This window comes from Chryseobacterium cucumeris, assembly GCF_001593385.1.
In the GTDB taxonomy this organism is placed as follows: Bacteria; Bacteroidota; Bacteroidia; order Flavobacteriales; family Weeksellaceae; genus Chryseobacterium; species Chryseobacterium cucumeris.
On sequence record NZ_LUVZ01000001.1, the window covers coordinates 1,358,236 to 1,380,131 of the forward strand.

The following is a 21,896-nucleotide window of genomic DNA, read 5'->3' on the forward strand; positions in this document are numbered from 1 at the left end:
CGTCATTTAAAGGAAGAATGAGCGAAGAATGGTTGCGGCAACAATTAAGAAGATACATGCTCCAAACCAGCTGGCAGCAGTTTTACTGGTATCAGGGTCACCGCTGCTGAACTTGTTATAGACTTTTACGCCTCCGATGAGTCCGACGACTGCACCGATGGCGTAAATTAATTGGGTAGCCGGCTCAAAATAAGAGGTGACCATCTGTGTAGCTTCGTTAATTCCGGCTGAACCATTGCCTTGGCCGAATACCAAATTAATTGTTACCAATGTTAAAACAGCATACAGCAATTTTTTTCTTTGTTTTTTCATAATGAATAGATTTTTTGATTATGAAACCCGCACTTTACAGGCTTGAAGACAAAGATGTCCGAGTCTAGGTACTCAATAACAGGAATGGCAGTGGATGGAATCTTTTGGCTGTCAAAGAACCGTGCGCCAGTCAGAATTCCTGTATAAATAATTGTAAATTTGTAAGGAATTTCAAAAAAAAGAAATCATGGATAAAAGGTTCACAGATATTATTGAGCTCATCAAACAGTCTCGTAACAATGCGATAAGAAAAGTCAATGAGGAACTCATCGATCTATACTGGAATATTGGTAAGTATATCAGCAAAAAGGTAGAGCTGAGTGAATGGGGACAATCTGTGGTTAAAGAACTTTCTCACTTTATCCAGACTCATGAACCTGAACTAAAAGGTTTTTCGGATAAGAATCTTTGGAGAATGAAGCAGTTTTATGAGACTTACAAGGAATTTCCAAAAATCTCAACACTGTTGAGAGAAATCAGCTGGTCTCATAATCTGTCCATATTCTCCAGGTGTAAATCAATCGAGGAAAGGGAATTTTATATCAAGTTGACCAAACAGGAAAATTATAGCTTCCGGGAGTTAGAGAGACAGATATCCAGCAGCCTTTTTGAAAGAACGATGATTGGAAATTCAAAACTCTCAACAGTGTTGAGAGAAACTAACGCTGATATAGTCAATACATTTAAAGACAGCTATGTATTTGACTTTTTAAATCTGCCTGAAACATTCAATGAAAATGATCTCCAAAAAGGTTTAATTGAGCAGATGAAAAATTTTATCCTGGAGTTAGGACGGGATTTTCTTTTTATCAGTGAGCAATACAAAGTACAGGTCGGCAATTCTGATTTTTATATCGATCTTTTATTCTTCCACAGAGGGCTGCAATGCCTTGTCGCTTTCGAACTGAAAGCAGATAAATTCAAACCCGAACATCTGGGTCAGCTTAACTTTTATCTGGAAGCACTGGACAGGGATGTTAAACGTCAGAACGAAAATCCAAGCATCGGCGTACTGCTTTGTAAAGACAAAGACAGCGAAGTAGTAGAATATGCGCTGAGTAGAAGTCTTTCTCCGACAATGGTTTCTGAATACAAAACGCAGCTTCCCGACAAAAAGGTTCTGCAGAAAAAACTGCACGAATTGTTTGATAACAGATCTTAGTTGAAATTTATTAATAACAAAAGGGGAATTTGCTTAAACAAACTCCCCAATATCGAAACCTTCAACACCATCTTTGTAACTGGAAGATATGCCTTCAACATCATTCGAAATGCTCTGACTTAACAAATTTGAAATACGCTTCGAAGCCTCCCCCAACGAATTCTCCAAAAGATCAAAAAGCTCGGTCCCATGAATTTTTTGAATTATAGCAACTGCTTGCCGTTCTAAATCAGGTTCCAGCATTTTCCGCTGTAACAGCTGACCCGCAGTACTCAATTCCTGAAAGGTAACCCCTGTAGCAAACCCGCTTTCGATATTAGAGTCCTGATACTTCCAATCTTCTTCCTCCTGCCCCCAATTATCCTTGATTAGGATATCATCAAGATTTTTATTCTCGGTTACATCTTCAGCTTTACCGTCTCTGGTTTCTGATTCAAAATTATCTTCTGCTAATGAAGTAAATTCAAGGTGGCTTTCAGTGGCTTCAACTGGCCAACCTTTTCTTTTTGTTTGCTTACTATCTCCCATTATAGAGGGAGAACTTTTCTTAGTATTATCCCCATCTTTCGCACGGACTTTGACTAGGAATCTTCTGTTGAGAAGAATTAGAATGATAACGATTAATAAACCTATAACGATTATTTTTTCCATAAAATGATATTAAAAAATGGGACGGTATTTTTTATTGAAATCATCAGTAATTTCCTTTTCAAACATTTCGAAATGATATGCCAGTATATTATCCAGATAAGCATACAGAGAAATCTGGTCATCGGCAATGATTTGAATAATGCGTGAGAGGCGCTCGTGATATTCAGGACGGATATAGATACTTTTATCCCCCCTCTTAGTCATGGTATGATGAGTAAGAAACTGCTCCATATAGCTTATATCTGAGGATTTCTTAGTATTCAACTTATTTTTTATTACAGCTCTCTGCTTTTGGGGATCTGCATTTTGTACAGGAACTTCTTTTTTGGAACTTCCTGCCATAATGGACATCAGATATTGTTCATCGATAACGTTATCTTCATTGTTATTGTCCTGTTCCATAATTTATAGTTTTACAATTCCTAAAAATTCCACTATGAACTTATCCAGCCTGCATTGAGTCAGCAGCTTAAGATCCGCAGGCAGCAATGTTGATCGGAAAACCGTTTTTGATGTCGACTCTCCTTCTTTCCGAAATCTTTTACTGTCTGTAATGCTTGTTTCCATAAGCGGCAGCCCTAAATCTGAAATCACTTTACTGTAGTTTTTGTAGAGCAACGTCCGTTCTCTTCCATCCACCTGATTCCAGAAAAGATGGACTGCCCGAATTCCCGTTTGAGTTTCTTTCATCAACACATTGGTTAGAACATCGGTGAAACTTAACGTACTTTCCAATACAACACGATCCGCAGTAATGGGTGAAAAAATATAATGGACTTTCGTCAAAGTTTTTAAAATACCAGCGGTATTCACAGTTCCCGGTAGATCTAAAAATATAACATCAGGAATTGTTTCAGATCCTTCAACATAAGCATCTATATCCTCTAAAACCTGATCGGCTTTACTCTGGAAAATGGGATACGCTTTTTTATTAATACTCGTAAATTGTTTGTGAGCGATCTTTTTTAAAATCTCATTCTGCATCACCATTTTTAAATCCCGCTCTCTCATCTGGAGTAAACTGTACTGAGGAAAGTCACAGTCAAATACAGCGACCTGATACCCCATCCGGTAATGAAGGAGACTTGCCATAAGTGTGGTAAAAGTGCTTTTTCCTACCCCTCCTTTTTGGGTGGAAAATGCAATAATTGTAGGTTGGTTCTTTGTTTTCATTTTGCTTGATTTTGGTTATATATAATTGGGAAGAAAGACTGATTGACAGCCCCTGGCAATACATATATCAGGTTCCCTGTACTGCTTTCAGTGCTACTGGACGGAATTCCCGAAAGCTGTATGACTTCAATCAGTTCTGACTGAATGCCATTCATCCTGCAATCCTGAAAAATTGCTTTCCGGAAGACTATCTTTCACAGAGACTATCTTGACGGCTGGAATTCCGGAAGGCTGGCATGCTGGATTTCCACTATTCAGGATTTCTATCAGATCTGCAGTCAGGAAATCCCGCCCTCAATCTGATACAAATGAATAGTATTTCTTTTTTAAAACATTTCTAATGGTCGTTTTTGGCTTTAAGTGACTTTCTTTGACTTTCTTTCTAATATTGTCCCTACAAATGATTGTGGTTTACTTTGCTTCAGAAGACTAAGGAGGTCTTGGGAAATTGAACTTTATGAACGTGATCAGTATTACATCTGCTTTATTACTGGAATTTCCTTTCACCCGAAAGGAGCAAGTTATGTTTTGAGTGCCTCATAACTTTTTTCGTGCCTCAAAACAACTTGCCCTGGCTGGGGCTTTAAAAATCACTCCGAAGTCATGATTTTACTAATATTAAATTAAATGCGATGGACGTAAATAAAAAAAACAAAGGCGGGCGTAAGCCTAAGATGAATCCAAGTAAAAACAGGTATGTATTTAGACTTACGGATGAAGAAAACATAATGTTTTTAAAATTATATGAGGCTTCAGGAATGAACAGCAAAGCGAAATTTATTACAACAATATTGTTTCAGAAAGAATTAAAAATTGTAAAAGTTGATATTTCAACAATAGATTATCATACCCAATTGACCAAATTCTTCTACCAATTCCAGTCGATTGGAAACAATTATAATCAGATAGTAAAAATTTTATACCGAAACTTCACGGAGAAAAAAGCGTCTTTCTATCTCTTTAAACTGGAAAATCATACCAGAGAACTAGCTTTAATTGGTAAGCAGATTATAGAACTCACCAAAGAATTTGAACAAAACCATATTCAAAAAAATTCTGAAAAATGATCGCTAAAATTGAAAAAGGTGAAAACCTATGGGGTGCTCTTACCTACAATCAACAGAAGGTGGACAACGAAAAAGGAACGGTTTTATTCACTAATAAGATTCCTGATTTGTGGGATCGACCTTATTCGGTTAAATTTTTTCATCACTACTTTGAACCCTACTTGATAGCGAATAACAAAACTGAAAAACCGGTAAGACATATCTCACTTAATCCTGATCCTAACGATCAGGTTAATGACAAAGATTATCGGGAAATGGCTCAGCAATATATGCAGGAAATGGGTTATGGCAACCAACCCTATGTTGTCTTTAAACATACGGATATTGATAGAACTCACATTCATATTGTGACCACCTGTGTCCAGATCGATGGAAAGAAAATATCAGATCGCTATGATCACTCCCGATCAATGGAAGTCTGCAGGAAATTGGAAAAACAATACAACTTAAAAATTGCTGGTGAGAATAGAAATTTAAATCAAAACTCTATTTTTAAACCTGTAGATTATACTAAAGGGTATATCAAAACACAATTATCCTCGATACTACGACATATACCTCAAACCTACAGCATTCAAAGTATAGGTGCATATAACGCTTTACTCTCTCAATTCAATATCTCCTGTGAAGAGGTTACTGGAGAACTGCACGGAAAAATGAGAAAGGGAATGGTCTATTTTGCAACGGATAAAAATGGAAAAAAAATAAGTTCCCCTTTTAAATCATCCCTTTTTGGCAAACAAGCAGGGTTGGAAAATATTCAGGTCCTCATTGACAAGTCAAAAATGAAAAATAATCCTTCAAAATTCATTCTTAAAAGAACTATTGAAACAGCTCTCAGCACGAGTAAATCGGAAGCTTCTTTTAAGTCTCAACTTTTGGAACAGGGAATCGCTACGGTCATACGAAAGAATGATGAGGGAAGGATCTACGGAATCACATTTATAGACCATAACTCAAAATCTGTTTGGAATGGCTCACAGCTGAGTAAAGAACTATCAGCCAACTCATTCAATACACTGTGGAATGAGGTAGAAACAAAGCCTAAAACCAATTCATATAATAGTTCTAACAATGATATATCGCTTGAAAAATCTTCAGAACATTTCTTCAACAATAACAGCTACGAAGTATTTGACGGATTTTTTAGCGGGTTATTGTCTTCAGTTCCTCATGAGGATCAAGAGGAACAAATTTTTGAATCACAAATGAAAAAGAGACAAAGAAAAAGAAGATAAAAAATAATCTTCTTTTGTAAAAACGGTCTTATAACGATGCTCAAAGAGCCAAAGGCAGACAACGCATGCTTGCAACGCCTCATTTATATTTGAGAATACGTAATCCTGTATTTATGCTTCTAAAAGGTAATATGCAGGGTGAAGACGATTTAAGAGGACTTGCCAAAATCATGGCGTTTATGCGAGCGGTAAGCATTATTCTAATACTAATGCATCTGTACTGGTTTTGTTATGGATTTTTTGCACATCAACAATGGACACTGGAACTCATCAATAAGATTCTTTATAATTTTAATAAGACCGCAGGCCTTTTTTCTCAACCTATTTATTCTAAGCTGTTCGCAATAGTTTTACTGGCTTTGAGTTGCCTCGGAACAAAGGGAGTCAAAAATGAAAGGATCACTTGGAAAAAAATTAGTATTGTTTTTTCTATTGGTTTTGTCTTATTCTTTTTAAACACAATCCTCTTACAATCTGCCAGCAGTTTCACTTCTGTACTTTATATTCTATCTACCGGTTCCGGATACATCTTCCTGATGCAGGCAGGAGTCTGGATAGGCCGTTTACTCAAAACAGACTTAATGACCGATGTTTTTAACAATGAGAATGAAAGCTTTCAGCAGGAAACCCAATTACTCTATAATGAATACTCTGTTAACCTTCCTACACAATTCTATTATCAAGGGAAGTGGCATCAGGGATGGATTAATGTGGTAAATCCTTTTCGTGCCACCATTGTCTTAGGAACTCCAGGTTCAGGAAAATCCTATGCTGTTGTCAACAACTATATCAAACAACATATTGAAAAAGGATTTTCCATGTATATCTATGATTTTAAATTCGATGATTTGTCTACTATTGCGTACAACCATCTTCTCAATCATTCTGATGCTTATACCGTAAAGCCGAAATTCTATATCATCAATTTTGACGACCCCAAAAAAAGCCATCGGTGTAACCCCTTAAATCCTAATTTTATGACAGATATCTCAGATGCATATGAAGCGGCTTACACTATTATGCTGAACCTTAATAGAAGTTGGATTCAGAAACAGGGCGATTTCTTTGTTGAGAGTCCTATCATACTGCTAGCTGCCATCATATGGTTTCTTAAAATTTATGAAAACGGTAAATACTGCACTTTTCCACACGCTATAGAGCTGTTGAACAAAAAATATGAAGAGGTCTTTACGATATTAACCTCTTACTCTGAATTAGAGAATTACCTATCTCCTTTTATGGATGCATGGCAAGGGGGTGCACAGGATCAGTTGCAGGGGCAAATCGCATCGGCTAAGATTCCTTTGTCAAGAATGATCTCACCACAATTATATTGGGTAATGACCGGAGACGATTTTTCTTTGGATATCAATAACCCCAATGAGCCTAAAATTCTGTGTGTTGGAAATAATCCTGATCGTCAAAATATCTATTCTTCTGCTCTTGGGCTATACAATTCGAGAATTGTTAAACTGATCAATAAAAAAGGACAGTTAAAAAGTTCTATCATAATTGACGAGTTGCCTACTATTTATTTCAGAGGCCTGGATAATTTAATTGCTACTGCCAGAAGTAATAAAGTTTCTGTATGTCTTGGGTTTCAGGATTTTTCCCAGCTGACAAGAGATTATGGAGACAAGGAAAGTAAAGTCATTCAGAATACGGTCGGAAATATTTTCAGCGGTCAGGTGGTTGGGGAAACAGCAAAAACGTTATCTGACCGTTTTGGAAAAATACTGCAAAAAAGACAAAGTATATCCATCAATAAGAATGATACGTCCACCTCTATTTCTACCCAATTGGACAGTTTGATACCTGCTTCGAAGATCTCTACCTTAACCCAGGGATTTTTTGTCGGTGCTGTATCTGATAACTTTGATGAAAGGATTCAGCAGAAGATTTTTCATTCCGAGATTGTCGTAGACAATGTTAAGCTTTCTGAAGAAATGAAAAGCTTTCAGCAGATACCGCAGATCCGATCCTTTATTGATGAAGACGAGAATGATTGTATGACCAGGCAGATTCAAGATAATTATAGAGAAATTAAGTCAGATATTCTCAATATCATCACAGATGAAATGGATCGAATAAAAAATGATCCTGATTTGCAACATTTATTGAACTCGGATTAAAGAATGAAACCTCAAATACCATACGATTTGAGGTTTCTGTTTGTATTTATGTTACTCAGCATCACTGTTTAAAAAATATTGATTCAAATTGTCACTCACCAATTGAAGGAATTTGGTTGGTCCCTGTTTTCGGTTACGAATTTCAAAGATGGTTTTATGAAAGTTGCCTAAATCGCAATCCAATGACTTTTCTGTAAATTTTATGACTTCGCTTAACTCTATATTACCACCGTTAAAACAACGCATCTGGTAAAGTGCATAGATAAGCTCTATAAGACCGACCTTTGATCCCGACCAGCTCAAAGGAGAAAATACTTTTGTGGTAAAGGTATCATTCGAATTTTCGATTTGCTTCTTTAAATACTGATCGTACTGCTGATTGGAAATAAATCTGGCGATCATATGATCGTGGGAAGTTGTAAAACTTGGATCATAATTATAAAATCCGGATGATAACTTCATTTTTAGGTCGTAGGAATTGCGAACAAATATTTTATGATCAAGATAGGTTGCTTCCCGTTTATAGTAACTGTAAAATGCAGAATGCTCCAAATAAAAGTCTTTCAATTTTTCCTGTTCTGCTTCATAATATTTTTTTAAGGTCTTATTTCCGGCAGCCGGCTTATGAGATTCAATATCCAGTACTGCTGAATAATAAATAAATTTTGCAATAAACTGCGGTTTCAGTTTTTTAAAAAAGAATACTTCTTCAGCAATATGATCAAAATGATGGTTGGAAACCAAAAGTTTTAATTTCCTTATCGACTCATCAATAATAAGTAATGCCTTTTCTGAAATTTTGATCAGATCATTTCCGTCAGCATTGACTTCGTTAATCTTTAGGTCCAGATCCTCCAATAACTTCGAAGCTCTTTTAAAAATTGTTTTTGTTACCATGTCCTTTTTTAAGGAATTTACAAAAATTACCTAAAGCACGACTTAATCAACTAATACCCAGTTCCTTTTTCCGATTCTTTATATAATCAGTAGGTCTGATCCCATTGATATCAAAGAACAGATTTGAAAAGTTCTGGCGTGCCGCTATACCGCATTCATCAGCCAGAGCCTCGATAGTATAATTTAAATATTTACTGTTGGTATTAAGCAGGTTAGTGATATAATTAATTCTCAGTTCAGCCATGTATTTATTAAAATTAATCCCTTTTTGTTCATTGATATAAACCGAAAGATAGTGTGAATTGGTTCCCAGCTTTAAAGCAATACTTTTCTGCGTAATTCCTTTCTTTTTGAAATGTTGCTCCTGCTCAAACTTCTGAAGTTTTTCTTTTATTTCTAAAGCCATTTCCGGGGTAAGAGAAGTCTTTCTTACAGGCAGCTCTATCATTTCTTCTCTTAAAATATCATTCATATTATATCTTCCTTCAGCAATTCTCTTTTGAAGAAGCTGATATTGTTTTTTTATCTTTTGATCTCTTCGATACCGGACAACAAAAAAACCAAGAACTACACTTCCTGAAACAATAAGTATCTGAGCCAATACTATTTTTTTAGTACTGGATCTCTCGATTTCTTCTTTTGCATCCATCAGTGTACGTCGGTCAAAATCTTTATGAAGTTTCAAAGATAAATAGGGAAAATCTTTACTGATTAAACTGTCAGCTTTTAAAAGCTGATTGGTATAGTACAGTTGCTTTTCGAGGTCTCTATCTTTATAATGATCGATAAGATAGTGATAACTCTTATAGACCTCTGGAAGTATAAAATCATGTTTATTGAAAATAGAGTCTATTTTGTTATAACATCCTACAGCCCTATTTACATTATCCTGTGCTTCATACGTTTTACCCAGATAATAATATACTACAGAAGCCCAGGCAAAATCATTTCTCTTTAGAATATTGGGTAAAGATCTTTGCAAGTGATCTTGAGCACCAACATAATCTTTATGATGAAATCTGGAAATTCCGATGCATTTTAGGAAATAGCTTTTTTCAAGTACAAAATCATTATTATTGGCAGTTAGCCGATAACCTAAATTGCTTAAACTATCACTCTTGGCAAAATGATGCAGATATCTGTTGAGGACAGTCAATTGATGTAAGCAGTTGAGATACGCCTTCTCATAGTTAAACTGTTCATTTTCATGATGGTTTTCATTCAGCTTTGACCTGTAAAATGAAGTACATTCAAGAAAATGCTTCATGGCGTCATCATAATAGCCCAAATGACTTTTTACAATTCCTAAATGATAAAGGACTTTATACCTATGGTACTCATCTTTTGAGCCTTTTGAATGCGTATAGGCTTTAATGTATTCATTTAAAGCCAGCTTAAATTTTTTTTGATAAAAATAATAGATGATTCCCTTGCTTAAATATTCTTTACTGATGTCATCTTGGCTTCCATGCTGCAAACTGACAGTAAGCGCACTGTCAGCATACTTCATCTTGTTTTTATAATCAAACTGTCTTGCATCTCTATACCCTTGAATCAGCTTTGAAAAATTATTTTCGTTTTTTGCTTTCTCAATGTACAGTTTTACATAAGGCATTGCATGAATGTCATCTATTGCCATTTTTTCATAAGGCTTTCTAATTTCACTGAAAGTTTTTTCCTCTTTCTTTTGTGAAAATAAAAATTGTGAAAAAACAGGAAATAAGATGAGAAAGCAATAAAACTCTTTCATAGACTGATATTTAGAACCTCACCATCTCAAAAATAAACATTTATGTTTTAAATAAATCAAATTTCAATGAATTAAATAACAGAAAGACTAAAATCCTGTAAAATACGCAAATACAGCCACTTGAACTCTGATATTCTCATGTATTAATTTTAAAATTGAGACGTAACAATTTTAAAATAGAGCCATATAACAGTTTTTTTTAGCTCATAAGCCGGATAATTTTGACATCAGAATTCTAATATAATCCGGCCGGGATAACCCAATTAAAATTATCAAAATGAAAAAGTTTATCCCATTTTTAAGCATAATCATCGCAGCAGTTTGTCTACAAAACTGCAACCATCGAGATGAAGATATGATTTCAAATAGTGAATATATTGAAAAATCAGAGCCCACAATAAATGGCTTAGTAATGAAACAGGATTCTGCTAAATCCATAGAAGTCATTGAAGATCCTGGAACAAAAGATCCTCCTGTCAGAGACGGTGATAATTGGCGGCTTATTCAGGATTAAAAACAAAAAATATGATTCCCCACACCTCCATATCAGTTGTTACAGGCTTACCATGTCCAAAGAGTGGCATCTGGGAAAGTATGGGGAATTTCAAAACAACTGTAACCCTCTTTAAGGGTGAACCGATGCCTGAATATTGCGGATGGAAAATCAAATGGAGACTGGTTCAAATCTGTTAAACATAATGACAACAAAGCATGAAAAATTTTTCCAACATATTCCCTACTATTGTAAGTTACTTTTTTATTGTATTATTTGTGTACGCGAGTGTAAGTAAACTTTTTGAATTTGAAAGATTTCAGATTCAATTAGCACAATCACCACTTCTCAGCGCTTATGCAGGTTTTGTTTCTTACGGTGTCATTATGATAGAATGGATTGCTTCCATCTTACTGTTGGTTCCCATCTGCAGACGATCAGGCTTATACCTCTCACTTTTTTTAATGTCAGCATTTACAGCCTATATTTTCATCATTCTCAACTATAGTGACTTTGTTCCCTGTTCCTGTGGAGGAATTCTCGAAAAACTGGGCTGGACTGAACATTTAGTTTTTAATGTAATATGTGTATTACTTGTAATTATTGCCTTATTCTTAATGGAAAAGAAGATTCCTGTCCGGAAATCAAAAACTACTATAACGGTATCAACATCAATCGTACTGAGCATTATTTTAATCATCGGTATGTTTCTTTCCTCGGAGTATGTCATTAAAAAAGAAAATAATTTTACAAGGCGGTTTATCAAGCACCCTGTCATCGAGCATCAATCTGTACATTTGGAGAATGGTTTCTATTATTTTGCTGGGTTTGATGATCATAACATTTATCTATCTAACCAGAAATATCCGCAGCAGCTCCTCACAATGGACTCTTCGATGCACCGAACAGCGATTACCTCTGCCCGAATAGAAACAGATCATCCTTATAAAAATATCAGGCAAATCGTATCAGACAATCATTTTTATATTTATGACGGGTCGGTACCTATCTTATTTAAAGGTAAACTTGGGACCGAATCTACTATAAGAATAAGTTACAAAGACGCTTATTTTAATGATCTCAAGGTCATTGACTCTTCCCGTTTTGCCATTAGGACACAGATACGTCCAAGCAATCATCTGGTTCTGGGACTACTTGATATTGACAGTCCTGAGAATTTACAATTAAAAACAACTGTTTTAAAGAAACAGACCGATGGTCTGTTTGACGTCGACGGAAGCATGGCCTACGAATCGCATACGAAAAAACTGTTATATACCTATACTTACAGAAATCAGACAATTGTCATGAACAGCAGTATGCAGGTGCAAAAATTTCTAAAAACTATTGATACCGTAAAAACTGTCCAGATTAAAACAACGAAGCTTTCTGATGGCACTTACAAGATGAAAGCACCAGCACTAAAGGTCAATATCAGATCCGTGGTGTACAAAAATTTACTTTTCGTTCAATCCAACCTGATGGGCAGACACGAATCGAGAAAAGCCTGGAAAAAATCAGATGTATTGGATGTCTACGACATTGATTCCCAAAGTTATGTAGGCAGCATCTATATTTTCAAGAAAGATGATCATACACTCAATGATATCATTGTAACCGAAAAATATCTGTATACCATCCATAATAATGAACTCACCCAATATAAAATGACAAAAGCATTATCTCAATATATTAAATCGGGGAAGCCGAAAACCGATCAACAGAGTAGGCAGCACTAAATATTTCATTCTATGAAAAAAATCCTTTTCCCTGCTTTACTAGTGGTACTAGGAACAGGAACAGCATTTGCCACTAAGATGGCAAAACAGACAAACAAAGCTATTGTACCGGGATACGTTATGGTTCCGGATGGTAATGGAAATTTCACTTGTGAGCAAGCAGGTAAAAACTGTAGTGACATTCCGACAGGACCGATCTGTGAACTATCAGACGGCACCCAGCTGAAAGAACAGGTCTCAGAAACTTTCTGCGATAATGTTCTCAGAGAAATTCCACAGTAAAAGAAGAGGATGCCTTACAGGGCATCCTTTTTCATTTCTTTATCAATCCAGGGAATATCTTTTTTATCTTTCAAAAAGTAATCCCACCATTCCAGGATTCTCAAATGCAGATCTATGCTCTCCGCACTGTTTTTTGCCAGGTCATGATCCTGATTTTTATAATACAGTACTACCGCCTTTTTTTGATTTCGCAGCAAACCCGTATATAATTCTTCGGTATGAGTATAAGGAACGTTTCCGTCTTTCAGTCCTGTCCAGAGAAGGATCGGCTTATTAACTTTCTCTACATTGGCAATAGGGCTGTTATCATAGTAAAGCATTTTATTCTTAGAAAACGGCACCTTCATATCAAACTGTCCGTTTTCAAAGCGGGGATAATTGGGAAGATTTCTTTCCTGACTGAAGGAAAAATAAAATTTAACAAGGTCGGTAACGGCTGCTCCAGATATATAGGCCGCAAAACGATGGGAACGGGTCGCTATAAAACTGGTTCCGAATCCCCCAAAGGAATGCCCCATGAGTCCTACTCTATTGCTGTCAATATTGGCATATCTTTTTAGGGCATCCAATCCTGAATGCACACAATCCAACGCAGAGAACCCAGGTCCCCGGCTATCCAAAACCACATCGGGAAGAAAAACAAAATAGCCATTATCAATGAGTGACCGGATATTAATCCCTATTCCCGAAAAATAAGGATAGGGATATACCGATGCACTTTTATTCTGAACTTCATAGATCGACAAAATCAAGGGATATTTCTTTCGGGCATCAAAGTTAAGGGGATAATACAATACACCTTTGATTTGTACTCCCAAACTATTCTTGTATGAAAGTATTTCCTGCCTGGCCGTAGTGATCTCATGATCATGTCTATTGCTTTGATACACTTCTTTCTTATGACCGCTATGATATTGATAAATTGCCTGAGGGCTGTTAAAATTCTCTTCCAGACTGAAAACCGCCTGGCTCAGGAGATTTATTTTGAAATCACTTATCCTATTTTTAGTCGCTGGAAGAAGCACCTTTATTTTATTCTGAAACCATTGAGCATATGATGTTTCATTGTTGTTTTGATCATACTGCTCAAGGATAATAGGCTTCTTGGCATTAATGCTGCGGATTCTAAAATCTGCGCCTAACGTTCCATAAATCACATCTTCTTTGACATTGAGAATAGCAATTTTTTTATTCGCTGTTAAGGGCAGTTGTTCCAAATTTTTCGTCCGTACATTAAACCTGTATATTCCACTCTCGCTCTCAAAAAAAACATAATGATTGTCATCACTAAAAATTGGCCTCCCAATATGAAGGTTTTCAATCGTCATTTTTCCGGATAATAAAGTATTATACAGAATCCATCGCTTTTCTTCTTCACTGAATCCTACTATATATTTACCCTGTCGGCTAACTACAAGGTTGGAGATCTGAGAGAGTATCTTTTTTGAAGTTTTACTATAACGGTCATACAAATAAATGTCAAACCAAGAAACAGAACTGACGTAGGCATTCCTTTCCTTTCGGTCAAAGCTCAGAAAATATCGTTCATGATCCATAGCAGCCATAAACGCAAAACCAGTATCTAGCTTTTGAGACTGCTCTGAATTTACATCATACACCCAGTAATTATGATACTGCTCTCCCATTCTATAAAGCCATAAATCGTGATCGGTACCATATTTTACTTCCGGCTGGGCGGTAGGAGCAGGTTTTGGACGACTATTAAAATCCAGAAAAAAGGCAACTCCGTTATTGATCTCACGAACCTCAATATAATCAGACTTAATAAAACCATTGCCAACTCTTGAAACTTTGAGTGATTTGGTATCGAGTAATACAAGCTGTAATCCATCAGAAGATTTCTCCTGCTCTGTAACTGCCAGATATTTCTGTGAGGGTGCGAGCATGATTTTTTTTATATTCTGTTCAGAGGTATAGACTTTATTAAATTCTTTGGATTGCAAAGACCAAACCGATGAGAGATTGCTTCGGTTAACTATTACATATAATTTATCCTGTTTATTACTAACCAACTGTGTCACATCAGAAACTGAGGCAACAAGTTTGTTTTTGCTGTCAAACACTTCCAGAAAACGGCTTTTGTACCAAACAGCATAATATCCCAGAGCAGGCAGTATTTCTATTTTGCTAACTTCCTTAAAATCTTTCTTATCTCCGTTTCGAAGATTGATAAGTTGTGCCTTGTCACTACCCAGCCAGAAAAAATGATTATCCTTCAAAAAGTAGCTTTCAGAAACTCCAGTTAAAACAGCTTTGACAGTTTGCTGTTTGTCAGCAGTGGCAATAATGGTGGTATCTGTATTTTTCTTGTAAATCTTTGAAAAAGAAACCCATCGGTTATCATCTGATACTTTTAAATGAGCAATAGTATAGAATGCAGCATATCTCTGTTGTATAGAATCAATATTATATTGTCCCAAAAGTCCTTGGCTGCACATACAGATAATCATTATGCAAAATAGCGCTTTAATTTTAATAGCCTTCATTTTGAGGTTTTAAATTGGGATTTAACAAAATATCCTGCTGGGGAATTGGCCATAGTTTATGAAAAGACTTCCAGTTAGGCTTTCCCTGTATAGATGTATCCAGCTTTCCGACTCTTTTCAAATCGAAGAAACGATGTCCCATCTCTGTAAAAAACTCTCGTCGGTTTTCCAATATGATCTCACTGAGTGCTTCTTCTTTTGATAAAGGCAAAGCTAATGATGCTATTGCTGCCCTCTGTCTGGTTTTATTGAGGTAAAAAAGTGCTTCATCTATTTTATTTTGCTGTACCAAAGCCTCGGCTAAAAGAAGATATACTTCTTCCAGCCGGGCAATAATTGAATACTCCGTTGTATTGGCTGTCCTGTTTTTATATTTCTCAGCTCTGTACCAGGTTGTTCCGTTAAAAGTTACCGGTGCCATCCAGTATTGTTTTCTGAGATCTGCGGGATAAAATGCATTGACAAGGCCAGTACTGAGAGCCGTCATTGAAGGTGCTGAGTTGTTAAAATAATAGATTCCGGACTCTTTGGTGCCGTCACCTGAATTTTTAGGTTTCAACTGCCAGAGAATATGCGAACCGGATTTGTTAAAGACCTTGGTAATATCATTCTGAAACTGGTACAGCGGACTTTGAATAATGCCCTTTAACAGTAACTCAGCCTCTACCCATCTTCCCTCTAGCAGATAGACTTTAGCCAATAGCAGTTCCGCCATTTTACGGTTAGGAAAAATCCTCTCCGTATTTCTGTAGTTGTCCTGAAGCAGGCTGATGGATTCTTTAAGATCTTCACTCAGCTGTATAAGCACCTGTGCCTTATCAGTTTTTGAAATCGACTGATTAACCTGATAATCGGTAGTTGTCGGATAAGGAATATCTCCATATACCTGCTGAAGGTATAACAGCAGCATGGATCTGACCATTAATGCCTCTCCTTTGATTCGGTTGCGGTCTGCCTGGGAAATAGACTTTGACTTTTCAATGCCTTCCAGTATGGCATTGGCCACATAGATCTGCTTATATGAAGTTGACCAGTCTGTATAAATACTGACATTGGAATCGTTCTGAAGGTTTTGGGATATCTCCGGTAGTCCATTGGTTGCCGTAGTGGAATAAAAATCCAGGTCATCGGTGTAAAGCCCTAATAGTCTGCCCGATTGATCCCCTGCAAACGGTGAGTTGTCGCGCAGTCCAGAATATAATCCAGCCAGAGCAGCATCTGCCGTCTGTACATCTACAAATACCTGATCTGAAGCAATCTGATTGGAAGGCAGTTCTACTTCGATCAGCTTTTCACAGGAACTCATATTGTTTAGTATTAAAAATCCTGTTATGATATAGAATTGTTTATAAAGTTTCATTGTACTGGTTTTAAAAGTTAATCTGCATGCCGAAAGAATACGTTTTTAGAGGCGGCAGAAATCCTAAAGATGAAAACTCCGGATCCAGCCCGAAATACTTGGTCCAGGTATAGAGGTTCTGGCCCTGAAAATAGATCTTAGCTTCTCTGATGAGCTTCCCCTGCAGAGGAATCCGATAGCTGAGCTGAATATTTTTCAACCGAATGAATGACCCATCGGACACGGTGGCATCACTCATCTGAAATAAACTGTGCAGGGGTGATGCGGTAGCATGATACGGCATATACAATCCATTCGGATTGTCGGGTGACCAGACATTCAGGGCCTCTACAGGAAGGTTCCGCATCAGTCCGGGGGAAGACATCTGATAATTAAAATTGCGGCTCTGCTGTTTGACAAAGTGGACAAGAAGTGACAGCGACCAATTTTTATAGCTGAAATTATTGCTCCAACCCCCGAAAAACTCTACGCCTATATTCTTAATAATCTGCCTGTCATCAGGGGAACTGATCCTGCCGTCGCCATTGTAATCCGAAAAGATATACTGACCGTTCTGAGGATTGATACCTTCCAGATGATACAATTTTATAATATTAACGGATTGCCCAATTGCATAAGAGTTGGCATAGGTAGAGCCTTCCAGTCCCGGGAACGACAGAAGCTTATTCTTCGGAATGCTTAGATTGGCAGATGTTTCCCATTTAAAAGCTCCGGTAAACGGACGGCCTGCGATCTCAAATTCCCACCCCGTATTTTGAATGGTGGCATCCAGATTGGCCAGCACTGAAGTAAACCCTGTTACCGATGGAAGCTGATAGCCTACCAGTTGATTCGATGAACGGTTGCGGTAATGGGATGCCGTAACATGAAATCTGTCCTTAAAGAATCCCATTTCGAGTGCGGCTTCTAATTTGACGGTTTTCTCCCAGCTGAAATTAGGATTGAAAAGTTTGGAAGGAACCAGTCCTGTTACATTATTATATCCTAAGGTAGAAGTGATAAACGTATCGTTATACTGGTAGTTCCCAATATTATCAGTTCCGGATGAGCCATAACTTCCTCTCAGCTTTCCAAAGGAGAGCCAGGACAGTTCTTTCATAAAGCTTTCGTTGGAGAACAGCCAGGCCGCTCCCACCGCCCCGAAGTTCGCAAACTTACGGTTGGTTCCAAAACGGCTGCTTCCGTCTCTTCTGCCCGTAATATTAATGATATAGCGATGGTCAAACTGATAATTAAGTCTTCCGAAGACGGCTGTATACTTATATTCTGTTTTGGTCTGGTCCGAGATCAGTTTTGTGGTAGCTGCGGCAATATTTTCAATAAATGCATTACTGGTAAAACCATATCCCTGTATGGCACCCTGAGTATTCAGATCACTCTGATAGGTACCTCCGGCCAGGACATCCACCTGATGGCTATCTTTTTTAAAGCTCCAGTTCAATTGCGGTTCCAAAGTGTAGGACATTCTGCTTTTATTGCTTTGTAACGCCCTGGAATTGGCAGGGCCTATCCCTAATGATGGGTTATAGATCGTACTGGGCTGCAATGACAGTTCATCAAAGGTCTGGTAACTGATTCCTCCATTGAGTCTGACCTGTACATTTTTCATAAGTTCGTAATCCGCCGTGAAGTTATTCATGAACTGCACATTGTTGTTGGAATAGGTACTGTTATAGGCAGCCAAAGGATTATCAAAGGTATTGTTTTGCCAGTTGATATTCCCTTGTGAATCATACAGAGCCGGTGCATTAGGTGCCAGAAATAAAGCACTGCCGGTATTGTCAAGGCTGATTACATTATGTTCCAGCTTGGAAAAGAGTGTTGACATGGTAAAGTTCAGACGGTTGTCTGTCGAGCGGTGTGACAGGTTACCCAGTAAGGTATTGGTTTTATACCGGAAATCTTTGGCAAATACTGTAGTCTGCTCATTATGTCCGTAACTTACCAGAAAAGAAGTCTTCTCCCCGCCACCTGATAAAGACAGTTGGACATTGGAGGTAACCGATGTATTACCGAGAAGTGTTTTGAACCAATCCGTATAACGGGACTGGTCCCATGTTCCGTTGATATCATAAGCAGTGGCCGGATATACGGTAATTCCATCATTTGCATAAGCCTGTCTGCGCATTCCCAGATATTGCTCCGTATTCATCATGGTAAGATTGGAAAGGCTGCTGCTTAAAGCATAGGATGTATTGATAGAAAGCCCTAATGTTCCTTTCCTGGCCCGTTTAGTCGTTACCAGTACCACGCCGTTGGCTCCTCTTGAACCATAAATAGCCGTGGCATCTGCATCTTTTAAAACCTCAATGCTTTCGATATCATTAGGGCTGATATTGCTTAAAGGATTTAGGTTGGCATCTGACAAAATATTGGCACCGTAGGTAGCAGTTATTCCGCTTCCCGCTGGTACACCATCCACTATATATAAGGGCTGACTGCCATCGATTTCACTGTTGGCATAAGTTCTCAGGCTGTTGCGCCCTCGAATCTGGATGCTGTAGCCACCACCCGGAACTCCTGAATTCTGGGTGATATTTACCCCTGCCATTCTTCCCTGCACGGTTGATAAGACATTGGAGACAGGCTGGTTTTCTATATCTTTTGCTGAAACTTTGGCAATACTACCGGTTCTTTCTTTGTCTTTAACCTTGTAGTAGCCGGCGTTGAGAATAACTTCTTCGATTCCCTTTACTTTTTGTTCTAAGCTGATATTAACGACGGTCTGATTAGTGAGTGTGAATTTCTCTTCTGCATAATCAGGGTGTCTGAACAATAGGATGGCATTTTCTGCTGAAACCTGTAATGTATAGGTTCCGTTGTTACCAGTTCTGGTTACCTGATCATTACCTTCTTGGGAGATTATAACTCCTGGGAGCGGTTTACCTGATGAGGTTACGGTACCGGAAATAGTGCGTGTCTGGGCTTTTATAGTAATGCTTACCACGGTAAACATGAGCCCAAAGAAAATGCCTCCTATATTGTAATAGGAATTTTTCATAGATTTGTAAAGGTTTTTAATTTTTTAAAGATTAATTACTGAACTACGCTCTTTCCCGTAAGTGTCCAAACTGCATGGGAAGGGGCTTTTTTCTTTCTTCTGATTTTTAAGTTGAGTAGTTTTTGATTCATTTTTTAGATAAAGACTTTCCTGATGTCCTTTGGTATGAAAAAGGACTGGTGAGGTTCTGTAAGCAGTGACCTTTAGGGCACCGGAAAGAATTAAATATGAATGAAATCTGTGTTCCCGTGTAAGCTTTTTAAAGCCGCAATAGGTTGTACATTCCTATTGTATCGTGTAGTCTGATACTATGTTTAGGAAGCGGGCTTAGATTGTGATGTAGAGATAAAGCGAACTGCATTGAAAAAAAACGGCATGGGACTCAACATTATCAGTAATAGGGGTACTGGTATACCTTACACACAGATAAGAGGAAGAGACCCACGCCTAGGTCGTGAGCCGCTTACTTATCGTCTTGTGTGTTTAAAAATTACCAGTTTTCTATTACAAGATTCTAAGCAATAGCTTCTATTATTCGTTGAAGTATCGCAAAGTTAACAAACAATTATTTATTTGCTAACAATTATTCCAAATATACAAAAAATATCGGTACGGCATAGCGTAACGATATTTTTTTTCTTAAATCGTTAATTGCATTTGTGAATACAGAACAAAATATTTACAAGATTAAAATAATTATAACCTTAAAAAGACTTTTGGAGAGAGGGAAAAATCTTCAAAAAGAACTTAAGGATAATAAAGTTGTTTACAGTTATCATGGAGTTGCTTCCAATGCACTCTTACGAAAAGCTACAATAAATGATACCTTAAACGGTATTACATCACCTAAAGCCACAACTTTAATTAGTATCGTTGAAGCCATGGAATTCACAATGACAGATTTTGGCAAAGAGTTTGACAGTATCTCATATGATGAAATAAAGAAATTTATGAATGAAAATTCATAAAACAATTTATTCTAATTTACCAATTTCTTTATAATAATGACCAGAACATTGTTTTAAAACTTGTTTTATTTCTTTATATTCTTTTTGTTTTTTGATTAAGATAAATTTATAGTACAATAAAGGTGATAGTCGTAATAATGCTATAAATTTTTAGTGTTTTCATATTTGTGGTTTTTGTAAAGACAGAAAAATTCATGAATTGAATATCAAAAGAATAAATTGTTATATTTGAAGATATAAGAATTCAACAATAATAGTATGTATCATTTTGACGAGCTTACTTTCGAACAAAAAGAAAAATTTAAAGAATTTAAAAAAATAACTAGCTCCTTTGAAATTGATGTTGAGGCGTGGTGTAAAATAACTGATGAAAACCCATACTTATGGCATACTGATTCATATTTCCCTGATAATTTTCTTGATGATTATATTCTTAGAAATAATTATAATGAATGTAATGGATATATTAATGAATTAAAATTATTAATTGAAAATAGGAGCTGTACAGAAAGAGAAATCTTAAACTTTATTTCTAATGATAAACTTTTTATAGCCGCAGCTATCCTGAAAAGTTTTACTTTGTTTGGACATCACGACGGATATATTTTTAAAGAATTCGAATTACCCCCACATTACGTCTGCGATTATTTAATTGTTGGGAAAAATTCTGATGGTTACCATTTTCTCTTAATTGAATTTGAAAATATATATAATAATATAACAATTTCTGATGGAGATTTTGGAACAACAATCAGAAAAGGGTTGAATCAAATCGATGATTGGAAAAGCTGGATGGACAAGAATTTCCTAACATTTTCGAGTAATTTAAAACGATTTAAAAATAAACGAGAAACTTTACCTGATGAATTTAACGATTATGATTCGACCAGATTTACATATTGTGTTGTTGCAGGCAGAAGAGAAGATTATAAAGAAAAAACATATCGTAAAGTTAGAGAATTGTCCAAACAAAATATTATATTAACTCATTATGACAAGCTATTGGAAGAAGCAGAATTTCTATTAAATTCTGGAAGTTATTAAAACTTATAACAATATAAAATAGAAGTACATAATTATATATTTTTATTGCAATATTAAGTGTAAATATTTTAGACATAGAAATTAGCAAAATAATTTTATAGTCATTAGATAAAGTCGTGG

19 protein-coding genes are annotated in these 21,896 nt (G+C 36.6%); 10 read left to right on the forward strand and 9 right to left on the reverse strand.

Translation table 11 applies throughout. From position 1 onward, the window contains the following. Positions 1-6: 6 nt before the first annotated feature. Entirely contained in the window at positions 7-312 is a 306-nt protein-coding gene (locus tag A1704_RS06005; RefSeq protein WP_062671384.1) for a DUF4134 domain-containing protein, read from the reverse strand. A 187-nt stretch (positions 313-499) separates the two neighbouring features. On the opposite strand from A1704_RS06005, the gene A1704_RS06010 reads away from it, so the two are divergent. Beyond that, a complete protein-coding gene (locus A1704_RS06010) occupies positions 500-1,474 on the forward strand; it encodes a PDDEXK nuclease domain-containing protein (protein ID WP_062671386.1) in 975 nt (324 codons plus the stop codon). Positions 1,475-1,507: 33 nt separating this feature from the next. Here A1704_RS06010 and A1704_RS06015 read toward each other — a convergent pair whose 3' ends face one another. The 3 genes from A1704_RS06015 to A1704_RS06025 are packed head-to-tail and all read right to left on the reverse strand — an operon-like array spanning position 1,508 to position 3,298. Next, positions 1,508-2,125: a hypothetical protein gene (locus A1704_RS06015; protein ID WP_062671388.1), complete on the reverse strand. Its 618-nt coding sequence runs from the start codon at positions 2,123-2,125 to the stop codon at positions 1,508-1,510. Positions 2,126-2,134: 9 nt separating this feature from the next. Continuing rightward, positions 2,135-2,527 (reverse strand): DUF3408 domain-containing protein, encoded by a 393-nt coding sequence (locus tag A1704_RS06020; RefSeq protein ID WP_062671390.1) that lies wholly within the window; start codon positions 2,525-2,527, stop codon positions 2,135-2,137. A gap of 3 nt (positions 2,528-2,530) precedes the next feature. Further along, positions 2,531-3,298, reverse strand: coding sequence for a ParA family protein (locus tag A1704_RS06025; RefSeq protein WP_062671392.1), 768 nt, complete (start codon positions 3,296-3,298; stop codon positions 2,531-2,533). A 632-nt stretch (positions 3,299-3,930) separates the two neighbouring features. Between A1704_RS06025 and mobA the strand changes: the two genes are divergently transcribed. The 3 genes from mobA (at position 3,931) to mobC (ending at position 7,735) form a co-directional block, all read left to right on the forward strand. Next, positions 3,931-4,365: a conjugal transfer protein MobA gene (gene mobA / locus A1704_RS06030; RefSeq protein WP_062671394.1), complete on the forward strand. Its 435-nt coding sequence runs from the start codon at positions 3,931-3,933 to the stop codon at positions 4,363-4,365. After that, a complete protein-coding gene (gene mobB, locus A1704_RS06035; RefSeq protein WP_062671396.1) occupies positions 4,362-5,603 on the forward strand; it encodes a conjugal transfer protein MobB in 1,242 nt (413 codons plus the stop codon). The genes mobA and mobB overlap by 4 nt, the downstream gene beginning before the upstream one ends. 131 nt (positions 5,604-5,734) lie before the next feature. Next, positions 5,735-7,735, forward strand: a complete 2,001-nt coding sequence (mobC, locus tag A1704_RS06040) for a conjugal transfer protein MobC (RefSeq protein WP_062671632.1) — start codon at positions 5,735-5,737, stop codon at positions 7,733-7,735. A 51-nt stretch (positions 7,736-7,786) separates the two neighbouring features. Here mobC and A1704_RS06045 read toward each other — a convergent pair whose 3' ends face one another. Both A1704_RS06045 and A1704_RS06050 read right to left on the reverse strand, forming a co-directional pair. Then, positions 7,787-8,632 (reverse strand): RteC domain-containing protein, encoded by an 846-nt coding sequence (locus tag A1704_RS06045; protein WP_062671398.1) that lies wholly within the window; start codon positions 8,630-8,632, stop codon positions 7,787-7,789. 46 nt (positions 8,633-8,678) lie between these two features. Then, positions 8,679-10,382 carry a helix-turn-helix domain-containing protein gene (locus A1704_RS06050; RefSeq protein WP_062671400.1) on the reverse strand — a complete coding sequence of 568 codons (1,704 nt, stop codon included), beginning with the start codon at positions 10,380-10,382 and terminating at the stop codon, positions 8,679-8,681. 277 nt (positions 10,383-10,659) lie between these two features. On the opposite strand from A1704_RS06050, the gene A1704_RS06055 reads away from it, so the two are divergent. Genes A1704_RS06055 through A1704_RS06065 form a run of 4 tightly spaced genes read left to right on the forward strand, consistent with a single transcriptional unit; the run spans position 10,660 to position 12,896 of the window. Further along, entirely contained in the window at positions 10,660-10,896 is a 237-nt protein-coding gene (locus A1704_RS06055; RefSeq protein WP_062671402.1) for a hypothetical protein, read from the forward strand. An 11-nt stretch (positions 10,897-10,907) separates the two neighbouring features. After that, positions 10,908-11,075, forward strand: coding sequence for a hypothetical protein (locus A1704_RS24380; RefSeq protein WP_157885752.1), 168 nt, complete (start codon positions 10,908-10,910; stop codon positions 11,073-11,075). An 18-nt stretch (positions 11,076-11,093) separates the two neighbouring features. After that, a complete protein-coding gene (locus A1704_RS06060; protein ID WP_065119521.1) occupies positions 11,094-12,614 on the forward strand; it encodes a MauE/DoxX family redox-associated membrane protein in 1,521 nt (506 codons plus the stop codon). Between the two features lie 12 nt (positions 12,615-12,626). Continuing rightward, the gene (locus tag A1704_RS06065) at positions 12,627-12,896 is read left to right on the forward strand and encodes a DUF6520 family protein (protein ID WP_062671405.1); all 270 of its coding nucleotides are present in this window, start codon (positions 12,627-12,629) and stop codon (positions 12,894-12,896) included. 14 nt (positions 12,897-12,910) lie between these two features. On the opposite strand, the gene A1704_RS06070 is transcribed toward A1704_RS06065, so the two are convergent. Genes A1704_RS06070 through A1704_RS06080 form a run of 3 tightly spaced genes read right to left on the reverse strand, consistent with a single transcriptional unit; the run spans position 12,911 to position 19,764 of the window. Then, positions 12,911-15,355 carry an alpha/beta hydrolase family protein gene (locus tag A1704_RS06070; RefSeq protein ID WP_062671406.1) on the reverse strand — a complete coding sequence of 815 codons (2,445 nt, stop codon included), beginning with the start codon at positions 15,353-15,355 and terminating at the stop codon, positions 12,911-12,913. A gap of 34 nt (positions 15,356-15,389) precedes the next feature. Then, positions 15,390-16,763 (reverse strand): RagB/SusD family nutrient uptake outer membrane protein, encoded by a 1,374-nt coding sequence (locus A1704_RS06075; protein WP_062671408.1) that lies wholly within the window; start codon positions 16,761-16,763, stop codon positions 15,390-15,392. A 10-nt stretch (positions 16,764-16,773) separates the two neighbouring features. Then, positions 16,774-19,764, reverse strand: coding sequence for a SusC/RagA family TonB-linked outer membrane protein (locus A1704_RS06080; protein WP_062671410.1), 2,991 nt, complete (start codon positions 19,762-19,764; stop codon positions 16,774-16,776). 659 nt (positions 19,765-20,423) lie between these two features. On the opposite strand from A1704_RS06080, the gene A1704_RS06085 reads away from it, so the two are divergent. After that, positions 20,424-20,732, forward strand: coding sequence for a hypothetical protein (locus A1704_RS06085; RefSeq protein ID WP_062671412.1), 309 nt, complete (start codon positions 20,424-20,426; stop codon positions 20,730-20,732). A 258-nt stretch (positions 20,733-20,990) separates the two neighbouring features. After that, complete coding sequence (locus tag A1704_RS06090; protein ID WP_062671414.1) at positions 20,991-21,776, forward strand: Shedu anti-phage system protein SduA domain-containing protein; 786 nt, start codon at positions 20,991-20,993, stop codon at positions 21,774-21,776. Positions 21,777-21,896 lie beyond the last annotated feature (120 nt).